This window comes from Micrococcus sp. LASM2_SD2 (assembly GCF_057364565.1).
Window position 1 is genome coordinate 1 of record NZ_JBNFOB010000319.1, and the last position, 2,053, is coordinate 2,053.

Below are 2,053 nucleotides of genomic sequence, written 5' to 3' on the forward strand. Positions count from 1 at the left end.
CGTCGGCGGACGGCACCCCGGCGGCGGCCGAGGCGCGGCGGGGGAGCACGGTGACGGTGTGGCCGAGCAGGTCGAGGTGGTCGGCCAGGTCGCCGAGGCCGTCGCCGGCGTCGGTCAGCAGCACCACATGCTCCACGGTGCACTCCCTTTCGCTCCCGGACGCCGCACACGGAATCCTCGCCGGAAAGCCTACGGCGGCCCCGTGCCGGGGTGCGGTTCCGTGTCGGGGGAGTCTCGCTCCGCGGTCCGTGCGGCGACCTGGCAGGATGGGGCCCGTGATGAGACTGTCGATGGCCCTGGCCGCCGCCCTCGCGGCGGTCGTCCTCAGTGCCGCCGCCTTCGTGGGGCCCTACGCGGTCTCGGCGGTGGCGGTCGTGGTGATCCTCGTGATCGCCTGGGGGTGGCCCCGTCAGCTGGGCTCTCCGGCGCGGGTCTCGCTGTCCGTGACCCTCGCCGTCGTGGGGCTCGTCTGCCTCGGACTGACCCTGCTGTGGGGACGGTTCGGCCTGGGCGAGCCGGAGAAGGGGGCGCTCGGCCTGTTCCAGCCCATGGCCGTGGTGGCCGGCTGGGGCGTGATCGCCGCGTTCATGGTGCAGCTGATCCGCGGCACCGGCCGTCCGCTGCGGCTGGAGTCCACCGTGGCCACCATGGGCGGAGTGATGATCGTGGTCATGACCTCCGGCTGGGCCGCGCTGGCGCAGTGGAACTCCCTGCCCCTGGCGCCGATCCTGCTCGTGACCATCGGCGCCACCGTGGCGCTGGTGTCCTTCATCGGCCTGACGCCGTGGATGCAGGGCCGCCCCGGCATGCTGGCCGCCGCGCTGATCCCGCTGTCCGTGCTGGTCGCCGTCGGCGCCACGCTCGTGCTCGACGCGGAGCCGCGCAAGCTCGTCATCGCCGCGGTGGCCGCCCTGGCCTCGAGCACCCTGGTGGCCCTCACCGCCGCCACCGCGCCGTCCGCGAAACCGCGGCCGGAGGACCGTCCGGTCGCCACCACGCTGCGCCCTCGCCGCGCCGGGTTCGCCCTGGCGATGGCCCCGGTGGGGGCCGCCGGCGTCATCGGCCACGTCATCCTGGCACTGCTGGGCTGAGACGCCCGTGAAGGTCGCTAGAATGAGCGGCATGGACAACCTTCTTGCACTCGAGATCTTCTTCCTGGGCCTCGTGGGCCTCGCCTCCCTGGGCATGGCCGGCGTGGCCGCGCTCGTCATCGGCGGCCTGTTCAAGGGCCAGCGCTGAGGTCCGCCGTGCGGCGGTGACACGGCCCGGCCGTGGCGCGTCCGCACGGTGACCTGCGCGGGACAATCGTCTCCATGGCCACCGAACTCCCATACGACCTCACCCCCGAACTCGCCCCGCTCTCCTGGCTCCTCGGCTCCTGGGAGGGGCAGGGCCGCCTCGGCGACGGCGCCGAGGGGACCGAGATCTTCTATCAGCGCGTCGACTTCACCGAGATCGGCCTGCCGTTCGTGGAGTACCGCGCCGAGTCGTGGATCTGCGAGGAGGACGGCACCCTGCTGCGTCCCCTCACCCTCGAGACCGGGTTCTGGCAGGTGGACCGTCCGCGGCGCGACGGCGACGTTGGCCCCGGCATGAACCCGGCCGACGTCGTCCCGGCGTACCGCTCCGCGGAGGACGTCGAGGCCCTGCGCGGGGAGAACGAGGCCTTCGGCCTGACCGCCACCATCACGCACCCGGGCTCCATGTCCGAGCTGTACTACGGGCGGATCAAGGGCCCGCAGCTGCAGCTCGCCACGGACGCGGTGCTGCGCGGATCCGCCGCCGGCGAGTACCACCGTGCCACCCGCATGGCCGGCCTCGTGAACAACCAGCTCTTCTGGCGCTGGGACAGCGCCGCCGCCGAGGAGCACGACCTCGAGGCCCACGCCTCCGCGATCCTCGACCGCATGCCGGACCGCACCGAAGGCCGTCTGGCTCCGCACGCGGAGCGCCCGCGCCGATGACGGACGCCGCCCACCGTAGCCCCCCTCCTGGCCATCACCGACTGCCCATAGAGAAAAAGGCTGAGACTGCCAAGGCACACAGGGGATAG

General features: G+C 73.0%; 2 protein-coding genes. Both read left to right on the plus strand.

The features are described 5' to 3' along the window. Positions 1-278 precede the first annotated feature (278 nt). Positions 279-1,091 carry a hypothetical protein gene (locus AC2W7A_RS11930; RefSeq protein ID WP_485991532.1) on the plus strand — a complete coding sequence of 271 codons (813 nt, stop codon included), beginning with the start codon at positions 279-281 and terminating at the stop codon, positions 1,089-1,091. Positions 1,092-1,313: 222 nt separating this feature from the next. Continuing rightward, a complete protein-coding gene (locus tag AC2W7A_RS11935; RefSeq protein WP_485991531.1) occupies positions 1,314-1,964 on the plus strand; it encodes a nitrobindin family protein in 651 nt (216 codons plus the stop codon). Positions 1,965-2,053: the final 89 nt, after the last annotated feature.

What these genes read in the sequence shown, in the direction of transcription:
- AC2W7A_RS11930 (WP_485991532.1), top strand. Translation starts at nt 279, where the DNA reads ATGAGACTGTCGATGGCCCTGGCCGCCGCCCTCGCGGCGGTCGTCCTC.
- AC2W7A_RS11935 (WP_485991531.1), top strand. Translation starts at nt 1,314, where the DNA reads ATGGCCACCGAACTCCCATACGACCTCACCCCCGAACTCGCCCCGCTC.